The 13901-nt window shown below is 58.5% G+C and carries 12 protein-coding genes; 7 read left to right on the top strand and 5 right to left on the bottom strand.

The window, feature by feature from the left end:
* Positions 1 to 252 precede the first annotated feature (252 nt).
* The 4 genes from fumC to FBZ97_RS05875 all read left to right on the top strand — a co-directional run bounded on the left by fumC (position 253) and on the right by FBZ97_RS05875 (position 5363).
* Positions 253 to 1644, top strand: coding sequence for a class II fumarate hydratase (fumC, locus tag FBZ97_RS05890; RefSeq protein ID WP_145317152.1), 1392 nt, complete (start codon positions 253 to 255; stop codon positions 1642 to 1644).
* Positions 1645 to 1766: 122 nt separating this feature from the next.
* Entirely contained in the window at positions 1767 to 2327 is a 561-nt protein-coding gene (locus tag FBZ97_RS05885; RefSeq protein WP_145317150.1) for a nucleotidyltransferase family protein, read from the top strand.
* A 163-nt stretch (positions 2328 to 2490) separates the two neighbouring features.
* Positions 2491 to 4098, top strand: coding sequence for a fumarate hydratase (locus FBZ97_RS05880; protein ID WP_145317148.1), 1608 nt, complete (start codon positions 2491 to 2493; stop codon positions 4096 to 4098).
* Between the two features lie 197 nt (positions 4099 to 4295).
* On the top strand, positions 4296 to 5363 hold the full coding sequence (locus FBZ97_RS05875) for a GGDEF domain-containing protein (RefSeq protein ID WP_145317146.1): 1068 nt from the start codon (positions 4296 to 4298) through the stop codon (positions 5361 to 5363).
* Positions 5364 to 5417: 54 nt separating this feature from the next.
* Here FBZ97_RS05875 and FBZ97_RS05870 read toward each other — a convergent pair whose 3' ends face one another.
* Entirely contained in the window at positions 5418 to 6026 is a 609-nt protein-coding gene (locus FBZ97_RS05870; protein ID WP_112721185.1) for a pyridoxamine 5'-phosphate oxidase family protein, read from the bottom strand.
* A gap of 56 nt (positions 6027 to 6082) precedes the next feature.
* Positions 6083 to 7048, bottom strand: coding sequence for an alpha/beta hydrolase (locus tag FBZ97_RS05865; protein WP_145317144.1), 966 nt, complete (start codon positions 7046 to 7048; stop codon positions 6083 to 6085).
* Between the two features lie 45 nt (positions 7049 to 7093).
* On the opposite strand from FBZ97_RS05865, the gene FBZ97_RS05860 reads away from it, so the two are divergent.
* Complete coding sequence (locus FBZ97_RS05860) at positions 7094 to 7579, top strand: MarR family transcriptional regulator (RefSeq protein ID WP_113354609.1); 486 nt, start codon at positions 7094 to 7096, stop codon at positions 7577 to 7579.
* On the opposite strand, the gene FBZ97_RS05855 is transcribed toward FBZ97_RS05860, so the two are convergent.
* Complete coding sequence (locus FBZ97_RS05855) at positions 7573 to 8772, bottom strand: low temperature requirement protein A (RefSeq protein WP_145317142.1); 1200 nt, start codon at positions 8770 to 8772, stop codon at positions 7573 to 7575. The genes FBZ97_RS05860 and FBZ97_RS05855 overlap by 7 nt on opposite strands.
* A gap of 32 nt (positions 8773 to 8804) precedes the next feature.
* Complete coding sequence (locus tag FBZ97_RS05850) at positions 8805 to 9179, bottom strand: DUF971 domain-containing protein (RefSeq protein ID WP_145317140.1); 375 nt, start codon at positions 9177 to 9179, stop codon at positions 8805 to 8807.
* A 133-nt stretch (positions 9180 to 9312) separates the two neighbouring features.
* On the opposite strand from FBZ97_RS05850, the gene moaA reads away from it, so the two are divergent.
* Complete coding sequence (gene moaA / locus FBZ97_RS05845; RefSeq protein ID WP_145317137.1) at positions 9313 to 10362, top strand: GTP 3',8-cyclase MoaA; 1050 nt, start codon at positions 9313 to 9315, stop codon at positions 10360 to 10362.
* Between the two features lie 20 nt (positions 10363 to 10382).
* Positions 10383 to 11135, top strand: a complete 753-nt coding sequence (locus FBZ97_RS05840; RefSeq protein ID WP_145317135.1) for an MBL fold metallo-hydrolase — start codon at positions 10383 to 10385, stop codon at positions 11133 to 11135.
* Positions 11136 to 11238: 103 nt separating this feature from the next.
* Here FBZ97_RS05840 and FBZ97_RS05835 read toward each other — a convergent pair whose 3' ends face one another.
* Positions 11239 to 13788 (bottom strand): methyl-accepting chemotaxis protein, encoded by a 2550-nt coding sequence (locus tag FBZ97_RS05835; protein WP_145317133.1) that lies wholly within the window; start codon positions 13786 to 13788, stop codon positions 11239 to 11241.
* Between the last annotated feature and the right edge of the window lie 113 nt (positions 13789 to 13901).

Raw genomic sequence — 13901 nt, 5'->3', positions numbered from 1 at the left:
GGCGTCTTCCGCGCTTAGTCCACACCGAATTATGAAATTATTGGTTAATCTTTTATTGAAATTTGCCGGGCTTTTTGAGGGGCGGAAAATGCGCCTCCGCGAATATATGCCAGGCGTGTTAAAAAGGGCACGCCCGACGACCGCATTGAAAACATGATTTTTATAATCATGAATGGCGCTTTGATGTTTTCATGAGCACGGTTCGCACCTATATGGCTGCTATCTGTCTCAATGGAAAGCAGGACCACGAAGATGACGTCCACCCGCACCGAAACCGATACCTTCGGCCCGATCGAAGTCGCCAGCGACCGCTATTGGGGCGCGCAGGCGCAGCGCTCGCTCGGCAATTTCAAGATCGGCTGGGAAAAGCAGCCGCTCTCGGTCGTCCGCGCCCTCGGCATCGTCAAACAGGCGGCTGCGCGCGCCAATATGGAGCTCGGCCAGTTGGATCCGGCGCTCGGCAAGGCAATCGTCGATGCGTCACAGGAAGTCATAGATGGCAAGCTTAACGATCATTTCCCGCTTGTCGTCTGGCAGACCGGCTCGGGCACGCAGTCGAACATGAATGCCAACGAAGTGATCTCCAATCGCGCAATCGAGATGCTCGGCGGCGTCATGGGTTCGAAAAAGCCCGTGCATCCAAACGACCACGTTAACATGAGCCAGTCGTCGAACGATACCTATCCGACTGCCATGCACATCGCCTGCGCCGAACAGATCGTCCATCACTTGCTGCCGGCGCTCAGGCACCTGCATGCGGCCCTGGAAAAGAAGGTCGCCGACTTCGCCCATATCATCAAGATCGGCCGCACTCACACGCAGGATGCAACGCCACTGACGCTCGGCCAGGAATTCTCAGGCTATGCCGCCCAGGTCGCCTCGTCGATCAAGCGCATCGAGCTGACCCTGCCGGGCCTTTGCGAACTCGCCCAGGGCGGCACCGCGGTCGGAACCGGGCTCAATGCGCCGATCGGCTTTGCAGAGAAGGTCGCTGACGAGATCGCCAAGATCACCGACCTGCCCTTCGTTACCGCCCCGAACAAGTTCGAGGCGCTGGCCGCCCATGATTCGATGGTCTTCAGCCATGGCGCCATCAATGCCGCGGCCGCAGCTCTCTTCAAGATCGCCAACGATATCCGCTTGCTGGGTTCCGGCCCGCGCTCCGGCCTCGGCGAACTGGCACTGCCGGAAAACGAACCGGGCTCGTCGATCATGCCGGGCAAGGTCAATCCGACGCAATGCGAAGCGCTGACGCAGGTCTGCATTCACATCTTCGGCAACAATGCAGCCCTCACCTTTGCCGGCAGCCAGGGCCATTTCGAGCTCAACGTCTACAATCCGATGATGGCCTACAACTTCCTGCAGTCGGTGCAGTTGCTCGGCGACGCCGCCGTCTCCTTCACGGATAATTGCGTCGTCGGCATCGAGGCGCGCGAGGACAATATCAAGGCCGGTCTCGAACGTTCGCTGATGCTGGTGACGGCACTCGCGCCGAAGATCGGCTACGACAATGCCGCCAAGATCGCCAAGACCGCTCACAAGAACGGCACGACCCTGAAGGAAGAAGCTCTGGCGAGTGGATTGGTATCATCGGAAGAATATGATGCCATCGTCCGGCCGGAAACGATGATCGGTCCGAAGTGAAATCACCCATTGGAACAAGTCGTCCCGGCAAATGGCCGGGGCACCCTCTGTGGAGACAGTCTCCACTCCCTTGACGAGATTGATCAATCTTTAGAACATAAAGCGAACAAATGGAGGTATCAATGTCGATAACGACATCCGACTTTGTCGCGCATGTAATGGAGAATCAGATCAATAGGGAACTATTTGATCGCCTTCCTACTCTCGAGCTACCCCAATGCATCCTTACTGCCGGATGCCTATTTCAAACGGTGTGGAATTTCAAAAGTGGGCATCCGCCGACATGGGGCATCAAAGATTATGATATCTTCTATTTTGATGATCGAGATCCATCGTGGGAAGCCGAAGATAAAGTCATTCAGAAGGTGAAGCGGGCTCTCGGACGTTTGGCGGACCGGATCGAGGTTCGAAATCAGGCTCGAGTTCATCTTTGGTATTCGAAAAAATTCGGAAAGCCCTATCCGCCTCTTAAGCGCGCGGAAGAAGGCATTGATCGCTATCTGATTTCCTGCACCCGTGTTGGCATAAGAGCAGAAGATGGAAGCGTGTACGCGCCAGATGGCTTCGATGACATGTGGCACGGCGTATTGCGCATAAACCCCGCCAATGCACAGCCAGACCTGTTCCAACGAAAATGCGCCGATTTCCTAATCAGATGGCCTCGGTTATCTATAAAATATTGAGAGCATTGCAACGCAGGCATCAAGCGCTCGCCTTCTGCTTGTCTGAACTAATCGGATGATGCCTCGCACCACTAGGTCACTATCAACAATTGCTTTTGCCTCAAGCCGGATTTAGATCGTTTCCAAACATCTTCCCCGCCATCCGGCTTGAAAGGTTTCCCAAATGGCTGACGATCTGTTTCCTCTCGGCGACGACACGACCCCCTACCGCAAGATTTCGGGCGATTACGTCTCCGTCGACACCTTCAAGGGCCAGGAAATCCTGACCGTCGAACCCGAGGGCATCCGCCTGCTCGCCGAGACGGCTTTCGCCGATATCAACCACCTGCTGCGCCCCGGCCACCTGAAGCAGCTCGCCTCGATCCTGGAAGACCCGGAAGCCACCGATAACGACCGCTTCGTCGCCTACGATCTGCTGAAGAATGCCAATATCGCCGCTGGCGGCGTGCTTCCCATGTGCCAGGACACCGGCACCGCCATTATCATGGCCAAGAAAGGCCGCCGCGTCTGGACCGAGGGCGGCGACAGCAGCGCGCTGGCAAAGGGCGTACTCGATGCCTATGAGAAGAAGAACCTGCGCTACTCGCAGCTCGCACCGATCAAGATGTTCGAGGAAAAGAACACCAAAAACAATCTGCCCGCCCAGATCGATATCTATGAGGAAGGCACCGACGCCTATGAATTCCTCTTTGTCGCCAAGGGCGGCGGCTCGGCCAATAAGACCTTCCTCTATCAGGGCACACCCTCCCTGCTGACCCACGATCGCATGCTGGACTTCCTGAAAGAGAAGATCCTGACGCTTGGTACGGCAGCCTGCCCACCCTATCATCTCGCCATCGTTATCGGCGGCACGTCAGCGGAGATGAACCTAAAGACGGTCAAACTCGCCTCGACACGGTATCTCGACTGTCTTCCCACGGAAGGCTCCGAAAGCGGACACGCCTTCCGGGATATCGAAATGGAGAAGGAAATCCACAAGCTCACGCAGAGCCTCGGCGTCGGTGCCCAGTTCGGCGGCAAGTATTTCTGCCATGATGTCCGCGTCATCCGCCTGCCCCGTCATGGCGCATCGCTGCCGATCGGCCTCGGCGTCTCCTGTTCTGCCGATCGCCAGGCCAAGGGCAAGATCACGCGCGATGGCATCTTCATCGAGCAGCTCGAGACCGATCCGTCCAAGTACATGCCCGAGATCGATGAAGCCAAGCTCTCGGAGTCCATGGTCCGCATCGATCTCAACCGGCCTATGGCGGATATCCTGGCAGAACTATCCGCACATCCCGTCAAGACACGGCTGTCGCTCACCGGCACGATCATCGTGGCACGCGACCTGGCGCATGCCAAAATCCGCGAGCGCCTGGAAAAAGGCGAAGGCATGCCGGAATACCTGAAAAACCATCCGGTTTATTACGCCGGCCCGGCAAAGACACCGGCTGGCTATGCTTCCGGTTCCTTCGGTCCGACGACCGCGGGCCGCATGGACAGCTACGTCGACCAGTTCCAGTCCTTCGGCGGCTCCATGGTCATGCTTGCCAAGGGCAACCGTTCGCGCGCCGTGCGCGAAGCCTGCAAGACATACGGCGGCTTCTACTTGGGCTCCATCGGCGGTCCGGCAGCGCGCCTTGCTCAGGATTGCATCAAGAAGGTAGAGGTTCTCGAATATCCGGAACTCGGCATGGAAGCCGTCTGGAAGATCGAAGTAGAGGATTTTCCCGCCTTCATCGTCATTGACGACAAGGGCAACGATTTCTTCCAGGAACTCAATCTCGGATAGAAAAAACCACTTGCGATCGAACATATCGAAAGGGGCGCATCAGCGCCCCTTCTGTAAAACCATCCTTCAATTGTAATTATTTCCGAATAAAACCGTAATCACAGAGGATTTTTCACAATCACGTCCTTAATATTTTCTCAAAGAATCTTTGCATAGATAAAGAAGGGATTTAACCAATACATGTTACGGAGCTCACGATGAGTACGGCGATTGCGCCCAAGGCGCAAATTCCCGACGTGGCAGGGCAGATTACATACGCCATGCGATCCATGGGGATCGCACCTATTCCGCGCAATTACGAACTTTTCTATGAAGCTTATATAGGCTCCAATCTCGCTCTCACCCGTGAACTGGCAGCCCTCGGCAAGAGCGCCACCCAGGAAGAGCTGGACGACATCGGAGCCAAATATTTTCCGCATCACGCGGGTCGTGTCTTCGACGATGCGCATACCCGTCTGACCACCGAACTCGATGCCGTCCTGCGCGCCCTGCGCCAAGAACAGACGACGCTCCAAAGCTACAATCGCCTGCTTGGCGAGACCTGTGAGAGCATAAGTTCGAGGAGCCACAACAGCGCCGAACTGCTGCGCGGCGCCATCGACATGCTCGCCGCAGCGACAGGCGACACCATGGCTCATGGTGAAAAGACGGTCGAGAACGTCGTCCAGCGGAGCCAGGAAATGGAGCTGGTTCGCAAGGAACTGGACGAATATAAGCGCATCGCCAATACCGACGCACTGACCCGGCTTTCCAATCGTCGCGCCTTCGAGGACCGGCTGGTCTCGATCTTCGACAATCAGCTGACCAGACCGACGACCGCTCTGGTGCTTGCCGATATCGATCATTTCAAGCGGATCAACGACACTTTCGGCCATCCGGTCGGCGACAAGATCTTGGCGACCGTCGCCTCGATCATCCGCGCCAATGTGCGCCGCGACGTTTTCGTCGCCCGCGTCGGCGGCGAGGAATTCGCTCTCATTCTGGAAGCCACCAGCATCGACGACGTTACGACGGTCTGCGAACGGGTACGTCGCACCTTGGAAGCGACGCCGTTCAAGAATTCGCGCACCAGGGTCGATTATGGTCCGATTACCCTCTCCCTCGGCATCTGCATGGCTTCGGAAGCAGCCGATTCGGGAGAGCTGTATAACAAGGCCGATCTGGCGCTCTACTGCGCCAAGAATGCCGGCCGCAATTGCAGCAGCGTCTATCAGGACGGCATGCAGAAGGATTTCACCAAAAGTTGGCTCATCTACAAGAATTAGAAGCGAAGCCAACCAACCGCCGGCGCTGCTTTCCCAGGCATGCCGGCGGCTTGTTTACCAGAGTGTCTTGGCGGCCCGCGCCGGTGCCTCGCGGTCATAGGTTTCCTGGTCGAAATCGGCCTTTGCAGCCTTAAGCATCATACCTGGACTCGGCAGACTTGCCGGATCGACGAACCGTTCCGCATTCCACAGCTCGGCCCGCATCACCGCCCGTGCGCACTGGAAATAGACTTCCTCAATCGTGATGACGACAACGCAGCGCGGATGCTTCCCATCCATCTCGAAACTGTCGAGCAATGCTGGCTCGATCGAGACGACAGCCCGACCGTTGAGCCGCATCGTCGTATTCGATCCCGGGATGAGAAACATCAGCGCTATGCGCGGATCGCGCACGATATTCGCAAGAGAGTCGACGCGATTGTTGCCGCGCCAATCCGGCAGATGCAGGGTCTTCTCATCCTCCACGCGAACGACTCCACCCAAGTCGCCGCGTGGTGAACAATCAAGCCCCTCAGGCCCGACCGTTGCCAGAGCCATGAAGGGCGACGCTTCGATCATCCGGCGATAAAGTGGTGTCAGGACGCTCGTTACCTTCGTGATCGACGCTTCACCGGCGTCGCCATAGAGCTGCTTCAGTTCCTCGACGGATGTGACGATGTGCATGCGGCCTCACGCTTCTCTGTGGCAATCCATTCAGATCCGAGGCGGCGCAGACATCGTTATGACGAGCGACGCAGCGGAGTTCGGTAGAACGATAGCACCGTCCCGTCATGATTTTCGAGCGGATTTTCCTCCTCGATATCTTCGGCAAGGAAGCTCTGGATGGCGTCAAGTACGGGTGCAGCACTCACAATGCGCCGGTGCCCGAAACCGTTGGCCCAGAAGATACGGACATGCGCGCCCTCGGCAGCATAGCCGCGCGCGTGATCGGCGCTCACTTCCTTGTCATCCTCGGCGTGGATGACAAGAACTGGCCGGCTCGGATCGAGCCGGTCGCGCTTCTGGTCATAGGAAGCGAGCGTCCTGCCCGTTACCAGGCGAACCTCGTCTTCCAGGGCCGCCTGCGTCGCTGGTCCAAGTCGCATCAGACGGCCGAAATCCTTAAACAGCCAGCCCATGGCGCTCGGCGCGCCGATCAACACCAGTTTGCCTGGCCGAATCGGTTCGATACCAGGCAGAAAGCCTGCAGATGCCAGCGTCAGCGATGCGCCGCCGAAAGAATGTCCGATCGCGGCATCGAAGGCTCCGAAACGGGCCGACGCCGCGGCAATGGCGGAGACGGCCAAACGCACATTCAAGAACCGCCCGCCTGAGCGACCATGCCCGGGAAGATCGAGCGAGATCACCTCCGCTCCATCGTCGGCAAGGAATGCGGCCAGTTCGGACATGTATTCACTGCTGGAACCCCAGCCATGGACTACGAGATAGCGCTTGCGCGTTCCCTTGGCTCCGCCGTTGAAGCGGTAGGCCATGGCACGGCCGCCCGGAAGCGGCAGCATCACCTGCTCTGCTGCGAGAAGACGCTGCCTGCCTTCCATATGCGCCGCCTTGGCCTTCGAGCCGCGTGGGCGACGCGAAGGCGTCAGACAGAAAAGCCGGAAAGCCGCCTTGCCGGCGAGCCGCGGAGACAGCCTTTCGAGACCGGCGAGACTCGACCGGGTGACCTTGAGCGCAAAGGATGGCATAGTGGGAATCCGATAATGTTCAACTATGAACAATAAAGTACAACGATGAACAAAAATCAACCCCTTCCCTGGGACCATCCGCGTTTTCGAAGCTGGATCGCGGTGGCGCGCGCCTGTCAGCTGATGCAACAATCACTCGGACGGGCATTGGCGCATCTCGACATCAAGCCGCCGCACCTCGACATTCTCGTCAACCTGTTTCGCTTTGAAGGCATTTCCCAGCAGGAACTCGCCCGCAAGCTATTGGTCGGCCGCTCCAACATGAGCATGTTGCTGCCGCAGATGGAAAAGCGCGGGCTGATCGAACGGCGCGGCGACAAGCAGGACAAACGCGTGCTTCGCCTCTACCTGACGGAGGAAGGGCGCCGTGTAACCGAGGAAGCCATGATCATCCAGACCGCGCTCATCGACCGGATGCTCTCGGATGCGCCGATCGAAGAATGTGAAGCGATCACCGTGCACATGGAACGCGTCGTCAGTCTCCTGCTACAGGAAGAACGTGAACCGCTGGAGCTTGCTGGCGATCAATGATCGCCGGCTGAGCGCGCCGAAGGAACGACCCGGTTCAGCGAGGCGAATTCCCAGATCGCAACGACGACGAGTACGGCCGTGGCGAGGATGCCGAGCTGATAGACCACAACCATCGGCAATGTAAGCAGCAACAGCGCCAGCCCAACAAGCCCCGCCATATGCGATAGCGGCGGCCGGCCGGTGGTTACCCCTTTGAACCAGAGATTTCCAAGGAGAAAGACCGCCGGTCCGCCGAGTAGCGCGGCTGCAGCGTGCATGTCGGCGGCATCATGTGGATGAGCAAAGAGAAATTCATCTCCAACGACGCTCAGGATAATGCCGGCGAGGATGGGAATATGCGCATAGGTAAACGCCTGCCGCGCGAGGCTGCCGGGCGTGTCGTCATGCTCGATGCGATGGGCCGCCCTTTCATGACCGAATTGAAAATAAATCCACCACAGAGCAACCGTGCCGACGAAAGCGGTAATGAATACTGCTACGATCAACGGCGTCACCGGCTGTTCTGCAAAGGTCTTGCCCGCCTGCAGAACGGCCTCGCCGAGACAAATGATGATGAACAGCGCACAACGCTCGGCTAGATGGGCGCCCGATACATCCCAGTCCGCCGTCGTCGATTTGCCGAGGCCGGGAACCCGGAAGCCGAGTGCCGGAGCCGAATATTCGATAACGAGTGCGATCAGCCAAAGCACGATACGAGCCTCGCCTTCCACCAGCGCCCCTGAAATCCAGAAAATGCCGGACAAGACAAGCCAGCAAGTGATCCGCAGGAAGTTGCGATGGTTAGCGGTGCTGACATTCTTGAGGGCATAGACTGTGAACAGCGAGCGCCCGACCTGCATAAAGACGTAGGCGCCGGCAAAGAAAATCGCTTTCTCGCCAAAAGCCTCGGGGATTGCAGCGGAGAGGATAAGCCCCGCAAACATCAGCGTGAACAGCATGATACGCACCGGCATGCGGTCGGGATCGAGCCAGTTCGTCACCCACGCCGTGAAAACCCAGACCCACCACACCGCAAAGATCAGCATGATGGCTTCGAGCGCCCCCAATGGGGTGAAATGCTCGGCCAGCGCATGTGCAAGCTGCGAGATCGAGAAAACGAAAACCAGATCGAAAAACAGCTCGACGAAGGAAACCTTGCTCTCGTTCTTGCTGCCCTTGGCGCGAAGCCAGTTTTCCCTACCCCCAAGGATCATGCTTACGCCCCCTGTCCGTTACTGGAGATTTTCTAGTGCGGCTTTCTGACCGGGTCGCGGCTGAGACCCTTTTCCTTCAGCTCAGCCTCGTAGGCCGCGAAAAGCTCCTGCCCCTTTTCTCCGAGCTCGCGCAGATAGGCCCATGTGAAAATTCCCGTGTCGTGCATGTCGTCGAACCCGATGCGAACAGCATAGTTGCCGGTCCGCGTCATCGACATGATGCCGACATTGCGCTTGCCCGGTACGGTAACCTTCTGTCCCGGCCCATGTCCCTGGACCTCCGCGGAGGGAGACAGCACCCGCAGCATCTCGGCCGGCAAGTCGAAGCTCGTGCCGTTATCGAACGTCACCATGAGGTGACGGCGATCCTTCGAAACCCGCAATTCGGTCGGCCAAACGTCACTCATCGATTTTCCCATGTCTTTCAGCGTCTTTCCGAGAATTATGCCGCCACAGCTCCACACGCAAGTATAATTGAAAGGCATTTTCCTTGACGCAACAATCGCCTATGCACACATTAGCAGTGTGATGGAGATTTGAGTGAATAGCATTGTCGGTACCATAGGCGGCGCTTCGCCGCTGGCAGCGGATAAAAGCCCGATGATTGACCCTTTCGGGCGCGCGGTCACCTATTTGCGCGTTTCCGTCACCGACCGCTGCGATTTCCGCTGCACCTACTGCATGGCCGAACACATGACCTTCCTGCCCAAGAAGGATCTGCTGACGCTCGAAGAACTCGACCGGCTCTGCTCCGCCTTCATCGCCAAGGGCGTGCGCAAGATCAGGCTTACCGGCGGCGAACCTCTGGTGCGCAAGAATATCATGTTTCTGGTCCGCAAACTCGGCGAGAGCGTGAAAAATGGGGCACTCGACGAATTAACCCTGACGACCAACGGTTCTCAGCTCGCCCGCCATGCCGAAGAACTTTACGATAGCGGCGTCCGGCGCATCAACGTGTCGCTCGATACTTTGGATCCTGATAAATTCCGTACGATCACCCGCTGGGGAGATTTCTCCAAGGTGATGGAAGGCATCGACGCGGCGCAGAAGGCCGGCCTGAAGATCAAGCTGAATGCCGTCGCGCTCAAAGGCTTCAACGATACCGAAATTCCCGACCTGCTGCGCTTCGCGCATGGTCGCGGCATGGACCTGACCGTCATCGAGACCATGCCCATGGGCGAGATCGACGAAGACCGCACCGACCAGTATCTGCCGCTCTCCCAGTTGCGCGCCGATCTCGAAGATCAGTTCACGCTGACGGACATCCCTTACCAGACGGGCGGCCCTGCCCGCTATGTCGAAGTCGCAGAGACCGGCGGCCGCCTCGGCTTCATCACGCCGATGACCCATAATTTCTGCGAGAGCTGCAATCGCGTGCGGCTCACCTGCACGGGCACGCTTTACATGTGCCTGGGGCAGAACGATGCGGCCGACCTGCGCACAGCGCTGCGCGCAAGCGAGGATGACGCCCTGCTCCACGCCGCAATCGATGAAGCCATTTCCCGCAAGCCCAAAGGTCATGACTTCATCATCGACCGCACGCACAACCGCCCGGCGGTCGCGCGCCACATGAGCGTTACCGGCGGTTAAATTAAATCGAGACAATCTACATGCAGCTTGAGCTTATTCGCAACGCGACGCTGAAGATCAGCTATGGCGGCCATGTGCTGCTGATCGACCCTTACTTTGCACCGCGCCATAGTCTTCCGTCCTTCACTGGCCGCTTTCCCAATCCGATGACGGAACTGCCACGTTCGATCGACGATATTCTCCAGGGCGTCGAGCTGGTGATTGTATCGCATCTGCATACCGATCATTTCGATGCTGTGGCCAAGGAGCACGTGCCGAAAACATTGCCGATCCTTTGCCAACCCGGTGACGAAGGACGTATCCGCGACGCCGGCTTCACAAATGTCATTCCGCTCGCGCAATCGGTCACTTGGCAAGGGCTGACAATCACGCCCCGGCAGGGCAGCCACGGTGTCGGGCCAGTAGTGGAAAAAATGGGTCCGGTCATCGGATTCACGCTGGAGGCCGATGGCGAACCCACCGTCTATTGGGCTGGCGATACCGTGCTTTACCCTCCAGTCGCCGAAACGATCCGTGAATTCTCGCCCGATATTATCGTCACCCATTCCTGCGGCGCCCGTTGGGACGGCGACCTGATCGTCATGGACGACAAACAGACGCTCGAAGTCAGCCGCCTCGCCCCGCAAGCGACTATTGTCGCAACCCATATGGAAGCACTCGATCACGCGACCGTCACACGCCAGGATCTTCGCCAAACCGCAGAGGCCAGCGGCCTCGATCCGTCGCGCCTGTTAATCCCCGCCGACGGTGAAACGCTGAATCTCGGCCGGTAATTCGTCCACGGCGCCGTGATCGCGACAGTAAGCTTCAATCAAAATGCGCCGAACCATTAGCCCGGCGCATCAATCGGTTATTAGCCTTATCTAAAGCACCGCTTTATGCGGCGCGATACCGCGCATCCGTACTGCTGTAGCGCGCATATTCCACCTCGCTATCGCCGGTGCGGAAGCGATCAATCTTTTCCGACAGCATGTCGACCCGTTGGCGAAGGCCGTGGATCTCCGCATTGTTCTCCTCAACCATGGCCGCGTTGCGCTGCGTGATCAGCTCGACTTCAGAGACGGCGCGGGTCACTTCCTCAATACCGGTCGACTGCTCGGTAGTGGCAGACGAAATATCGGCAACGAGCCGCTGGACGCCGGTGACATGGTTGATGATCTCCGCCAGCGCCGCGCCGGTCTGCTCGACCAGATGTACGCCATTCTGCACTTGGGCAGAACTTGCCGAAATCAGGCCCTTGATCTCCTTCGCCGCGTTGGCACAGCGCTGCGCCAGTTCACGCACTTCCTGGGCAACGACTGCAAAACCGCGGCCCGCTTCGCCGGCACGGGCTGCCTCGACCCCTGCATTTAGCGCCAGGAGGTTGGTCTGGAAGGCGATCTCGTCGATGACGCCGATGATCGTGGCGATCTTCTCGGAGGAACGGTTGATCTCGCTCATAGCGCCCACAGCCTTGGCAACCACTTCGCCCGATTGCGTCGCATAAGCCTGCGTCTCATTGACGGAGCTTGCGGTCTGCCGTGCACGATCGGCAGTCGAACGCACGACGTCGCTGAGGCGATGCAGCGCCCGCGAGCTTTCCTCAAGAGCAGCCGCCTGCTGCTCGGTGCGCCGGGCGAGATCGTCAGCCGACATGGCAAGATTGCCAGTGCCGCCCTTGATTTCCTCGGCCGTATAGCGAACGTCCGTCAGGGTTTCGCGCAGAGCTTCGACTGCATGATTATAGGTGAAGGCCATTTCCACGAAATCGGCGGAAAGATCCTCACGCATGCTCTCCTCCAGATTGCCGTCGGCAAGCTTGGCGAGAACATCGGCCAGCGCATTGAGCGCCTGCTTCTGCTCGGCTTCGATGCGGGCGCGCTCGGCGGCGCGGCGGGCAGCCTCTTCGGCGGAGAGCGCACGGGCGCTTTCAGCCTCCCGCTCCAGCCGGACATTTTCGAGCGCGGCATCGCGGAAGACGCTGACGGAGCGCACCATGTCGCCGATCTCGTCTCCGCGATTGCGGCCGTCGATCGCGACTTCCAAGTCGCCGCTGGCAAGGCGCGTCATGACATCGGTGACACGCTTCAGCGGACCGCGCAGGGTTTCCACCAGCATGAGGCCGCCGATGATGGCAAGCAGCGTGCCGACGATCATGGCGATGACCGAGACATTGGCCGAGCGCTCGCTGTCTTCCTTGCCGAGTTCCTGCGCCTGGGCGACAAAGCCACGCAGCGAGGTCATCGCATCGGCCAGTAGGGTATTGGACTGAACGCGCGTCGTCTTCCAGTCGGCAGCCGTCTGAAGCAGATCGGCCGATCCACTGGTCAGGCCGTCGATCAGCGGCTTCATGTGAGTGGAAAAATCACGCATGGTGGCGTTGGTCTGGCCAAGTTCCGAAATCCTGGCAGCAACGCTTTGCAAATCCTTCAGGTCCGCAAGCACTGGCTCGCGCGATGCAGCATCGCGGACATTTTCCATACGCGAGGCATGCAGGGTCAGGCGATCGACGAGACCGAGTGCCTGATCCACGTGATCCAGAAGCTCTTTCTGGCCATCGATGATCTTGTCGAGGCTGACGAAACGATCGGCGGCGGTATCGCTGTTCTTGGCCGATTGCAGCGTCATCTCGCCTTCGATCTTCACGAAGCTCTGCAGGATCGGCCCCATGGCCTCGACCTTCTGATCGGGCGTGCCGGAACCCTTCAGTACCGCGTCGAGCTTGTCGGCAGCATCGGAGGCATTCGCGACCAGGCCCGCACCGCGCTTTGAAACCAGCGCCTTTGAAACCGTCACCTGCTTCAAGATGGCATCGGCGTAGGTGCGTGCATCGGAAATTTCTTCCGTGGAGTCGGCTGCCATTTGGACTTGAATGCGCAGATTGCTCATCTTCTCCGAAAGGCCCTTATAGGCCGCAGCATCGTAAAGCAGTTCCTTGGCAAAGGTCTCCTTGTCGCTGAAATCCTTGCGGATGATGTCGATTTGCTTGCCGGCCGCCTTGGCGGTCGCCTCGACATTTTGCACCGCCTTCCGGATGGCTTCGACGTCGCTGTCCTGCTTCTGTTTGATAGACCAGAGCGTGGCTTCCTGCGTGCGCATCTTGGCGGCGAGCTCGGTGACCGGAACGATTTTGGCGCGCTGATCGTCGCTGAGCAGCCCGCTCAATCGACGGACACCCTGTTCCTGCGCATCGATCTTGTCGGCCAGTGCCTGGCGCGTCTCTTCCGAAGGCGATCCGGTGAATTCCTGCAGGGCGGCCTGCAGGTTCTCGAAATCGCTGATATTTTCGATCGTGGCGCGCGTCACGGTCATGTGACCGTTCAGAATATTGGCGGTGTGATAACCGACGAGGCCGACACCGGCGATGAGAACCACCAGCGGTACCACGAAAATTAGGACTTTGGTGACAATCCTGCGGCCTTGCAAAAGACGATCAATGAAAAACATGCGGCGCCTCAACTGGATTATTAAAAATCTCCAGCGGAGGCGGGATCGTCATTCCTGCTGCGCTGCGGTAGGTGCTTCTGCCTCATGCAAAACCGCTGTGAGCCTCGGGAAAT

The sequence above is a fragment of the Rhizobium sp. ERR 942 genome, from assembly GCF_007828395.1.
Lineage (GTDB): Bacteria > Pseudomonadota > Alphaproteobacteria > Rhizobiales > Rhizobiaceae > Rhizobium > Rhizobium dioscoreae.
Note: the sequence above shows the minus strand (reverse complement) of the source record. Positions and strands in the feature narration are given on the sequence as shown.

Bases quoted from the DNA above. Each gene is read 5' to 3' on its own strand.
- FBZ97_RS05885 (WP_145317150.1), top strand. From the start codon at position 1,767: ATGTCGATAACGACATCCGACTTTGTCGCGCATGTAATGGAGAATCAG.
- FBZ97_RS05835 (WP_145317133.1), bottom strand. From the start codon at position 13,788: ATGTTTTTCATTGATCGTCTTTTGCAAGGCCGCAGGATTGTCACCAAA.
- FBZ97_RS05865 (WP_145317144.1), bottom strand. From the start codon at position 7,048: ATGCCATCCTTTGCGCTCAAGGTCACCCGGTCGAGTCTCGCCGGTCTC.
- FBZ97_RS05840 (WP_145317135.1), top strand. From the start codon at position 10,383: ATGCAGCTTGAGCTTATTCGCAACGCGACGCTGAAGATCAGCTATGGC.
- FBZ97_RS05860 (WP_113354609.1), top strand. From the start codon at position 7,094: ATGAACAAAAATCAACCCCTTCCCTGGGACCATCCGCGTTTTCGAAGC.
- FBZ97_RS05870 (WP_112721185.1), bottom strand. From the start codon at position 6,026: ATGCACATCGTCACATCCGTCGAGGAACTGAAGCAGCTCTATGGCGAC.
- FBZ97_RS05855 (WP_145317142.1), bottom strand. From the start codon at position 8,772: ATGATCCTTGGGGGTAGGGAAAACTGGCTTCGCGCCAAGGGCAGCAAG.
- FBZ97_RS05880 (WP_145317148.1), top strand. From the start codon at position 2,491: ATGGCTGACGATCTGTTTCCTCTCGGCGACGACACGACCCCCTACCGC.
- fumC (WP_145317152.1), top strand. From the start codon at position 253: ATGACGTCCACCCGCACCGAAACCGATACCTTCGGCCCGATCGAAGTC.
- FBZ97_RS05850 (WP_145317140.1), bottom strand. From the start codon at position 9,179: ATGAGTGACGTTTGGCCGACCGAATTGCGGGTTTCGAAGGATCGCCGT.
- FBZ97_RS05875 (WP_145317146.1), top strand. From the start codon at position 4,296: ATGAGTACGGCGATTGCGCCCAAGGCGCAAATTCCCGACGTGGCAGGG.